General features: G+C 29.2%; 4 protein-coding genes. 2 read left to right on the forward strand and 2 right to left on the reverse strand.

The window, feature by feature from the left end:
- The first annotated feature begins 73 nt into the window (after positions 1 to 73).
- Together DW761_RS20675 and DW761_RS20680 are read left to right on the forward strand one after the other, a co-directional pair.
- Positions 74 to 529 (forward strand): PTS sugar transporter subunit IIA, encoded by a 456-nt coding sequence (locus DW761_RS20675; RefSeq protein ID WP_117456277.1) that lies wholly within the window; start codon positions 74 to 76, stop codon positions 527 to 529.
- Between the two features lie 231 nt (positions 530 to 760).
- Complete coding sequence (locus DW761_RS20680) at positions 761 to 1,240, forward strand: hypothetical protein (protein ID WP_117456279.1); 480 nt, start codon at positions 761 to 763, stop codon at positions 1,238 to 1,240.
- Between the two features lie 136 nt (positions 1,241 to 1,376).
- Here DW761_RS20680 and DW761_RS20685 read toward each other — a convergent pair whose 3' ends face one another.
- Positions 1,377 to 2,159: a DeoR/GlpR family DNA-binding transcription regulator gene (locus DW761_RS20685; RefSeq protein ID WP_117456281.1), complete on the reverse strand. Its 783-nt coding sequence runs from the start codon at positions 2,157 to 2,159 to the stop codon at positions 1,377 to 1,379.
- A gap of 42 nt (positions 2,160 to 2,201) precedes the next feature.
- On the reverse strand, positions 2,202 to 2,996 hold the full coding sequence (locus DW761_RS20690) for a tetratricopeptide repeat protein (protein ID WP_117456283.1): 795 nt from the start codon (positions 2,994 to 2,996) through the stop codon (positions 2,202 to 2,204).
- Between the last annotated feature and the right edge of the window lie 299 nt (positions 2,997 to 3,295).

Consider the following 3,295-nt stretch of genomic DNA (forward strand, 5'->3'; position numbering starts at 1 on the left):
GGATTTGAAGATTGCTTTACTGATGAACCAAACGTTCCATTCAGATCAATTCTATAATATTGGAGGTTAAATCATGTTTAAGGAACTTATAGAAAAAGATTTATATTGTTTTCATGAAGGGTTTGATGACTGGCGTGATTCTGTAGTTGCCAGCTGTAAACCATTATTGGATAAAGGGGTTATTGAACAAAGTTATATTGATTCCATTTTTGAATGTATTGCAAAATATGGGCCTTATATTGTATTAGCACCAAATATCGCAATGCCTCACTCAACAGAAGGTGGGGATGGTGTACATGGAACTGAAATCAGTTTTATGCGTGTAGCAAAACCTGTTCACTTTGTAGAAGGAGATCCGGATAAAGATGCAAGAATTTATTTCGTTTTAGCAAGTGTTGATCATGATACACACATGCAACAGATGATGCAGCTTGCGACCGTATTATGCAATAAGGAACTTGTACAAGCAATGATTGATGCGGAAACAAAAGAAGATTTATTGGCAATTGACGAAAAATTTGGAATTTAAAGATAATAAAAAACAAGGTTCAGAATTTTTATGGTGTTTCAAAAAGGCAGTAGAAATGTTTATTTTCTAACATTTCTACTGCCTTTTATAATAGTCAAACAATAATTATCATTATTTATTTTTATTATATTTTCCTCGTTTATATTCTTCCATTTTTATTTATGATATCATAAGAAGATATAGAAAAATCAATAACATAAGAATATAATGAATGCATTAGGAGTGATTATTATGAAAATTAAATTAGCATATTCAAGTTATAAAGAAATTATTCCATATTGTAAAATGTTTTTAGATTCGTATTTACCTTTTTTAAATATTGTGAAAGTATTATTATCCATATATTTACTTGTGTGTATGATTTTTTATTCCTATTTAAAAGATATTTTAGATATTCCTAATATCACTATTTTAATATGTTTAATTATTCTTTTTTTCAAAAACTATATATACGCTATCGCTGTATATTTTAAGTTCAAAAATAAAGAGATTAATATTAATCTTAATAATAATATTTTGATAAGTAACAGTAAAAGAGCAAAAATAAATAGGAAAAAATCAATAATTGTTAATGAAAGTGAGCTTATATTAGTGTTTAATGATGAGAAATTATCTTTTTTGAAAGGTGGACTTCTTATTACAAGTGATTTTTGTAACAAAGAAGATTTCAGTAAGCTTATAAATTATATTAATATAGATATCAAAAAATAGTATAAAAAAAGTGCTAAATAAATTAGTATTTTAAAATGCTTGCAAGCTAATGTATGCGAGCATTTTCCATATTCTTAATGATAACATAAATAAATGTAAGGATCATAAAGAAAAAAAGCAGAAATTCTGCTTTTTGTTAGTAATTATAAAGAGGTGTTAATCCTACTGCATGGATGCCTACATCCTGAAATTCTTCAAGTAAATCTTTAGAAACACGATTATCTGTTATCAAATATTGGAATGATGTCACATCTGCCACAACAAATTGATGTACATTGCCAATCTTTGTATAATCTGCCAATAAGAAAGTTTCTCCTTGACAACGATTAATCATTGTTTCATTAATGGAAACTTCATGTAGGATGGCGGTGCTCATACCAGTATGAACATCAAAACCGCTACATCCTAAGAAACTTTTATTTGCAGTTACACGGTTCAAGTTATTTAATGCGAAATCTCCAACCATAGATTCCTTTGGAATACGTAATTCACCACCACTTAATACAATAGAAACAAGTGGATCATGTTCCATAAAAATAGCTTTTCCATTATTTGTAATTACAGTAACTCTTTTATTTCGGATATATTTCAATACCAGCAATGCAGTAGAACTTGTATTAATGAAAATTGTATCTCCATCTTCCACATATTGTGCTGCATACTTTGCAATCGCATGTTTATAAGGCTCATTGTTATCTTCAATTTCGTTATTGTCAACAAAAGACTGAATTAATCTTGCGCCGCCATAATAGCGTTCAACAGCACCTTGTTCCTCCCAATATTGTAAATCTCTACGAATCGTTAAAGGTGATACATGCAATTCATTTGCTAAATCTTCGACGTTTACTTTGCCCTGAATTTGAATTTTCGACATGACTTTTTTTCGTCGCTCATCAACGACTTCTTTATTCATTTTCATTTTATAACCCTTCTTCTTTTTTATAAATACATTATAAGCTATTTACAGACTTTTGTATAGTTTTTCTGCGCTTTGTTTCATTTTCGCATTGCCATTTAATGCTATTGTTTTTTCTAACATTTCTTTTGCGTGTTCTTTGTCATGATTGGCCAGATAAGCCTGTGCAAATTGGTAATAATAATGCATCAATTCGCGGTTATTCATATTCTTTGGATTTACATTCTGGAATGCTTTTATGCTCTTTTTATAATCTTTACATGACATTAAGTATACGCCTTCGATAAATTCCCAGTTGTATAAAGGAGAAATTTTAGTACCTTTTACTTTTACATCTTTTAATTTAATCACACGTTCATATTGCGCTTTGGTTTTCGTACGATTATTCATAAGGAAATAAGCGTAGAATTTTGTATAATCCCAGATTAATAAATTATCCATACAGCTGTGGAAGAATTTATGATCTTTTTCTAAAGTATCTAAGCATCCCTGAGCATCCATTTGATCTGCATAATATAAGGTATCAAAAATCAATACGGTTTTACGATATCCTCTAAAGATATCTTTTTTCAATAAACCGTCAAATGTTTTCTTCGCTTCTTCAGGATTTCCATCTTTATTTAATATAATAATGGCTTTCTGATATAAATGGCGAAGGTATTCAGACCATAAGGCAATGCCAAGAATAACTACGATAACAATAAGATAAGCAATCTTGCCTTCTAATTGTGGGGTTATTGCCATTTGGTAAACACTGTAACCAGTAAATGCTAGATAAATAAGACCCATAATAATATTTCTGAATTGTGGCTGGAAGGAAATTTTTTGTGCGATATTCATATAAAACACCTCTTTCAATTTTTTATAATATCTACATCTACATTATATGAACCATTTTCAAAAAAGTCAATCATAAAATTCATAAAATAATTCTTAAAATTTTATGTATGCGATTACAGAAATAAAATAAATCATAAAAATATTCAAAAGTTCGTAAAAAAGTATTGAAACGAACTTGTTATTGGATTATTATATGGGCGTACAAAGGAACCGCGGTTAAAGAAGAAAGATACGAGGAGTGACAATATGAGTAAAGTAGATGAAATAACAAGAGAATCATGGATTCTTGGCGCATTCCC

The organism is Absiella sp. AM29-15, assembly GCF_003434225.1.
Classification (GTDB): domain Bacteria; phylum Bacillota_I; class Bacilli_A; order Erysipelotrichales; family Erysipelotrichaceae; genus Hoskinsella; species Hoskinsella hominis.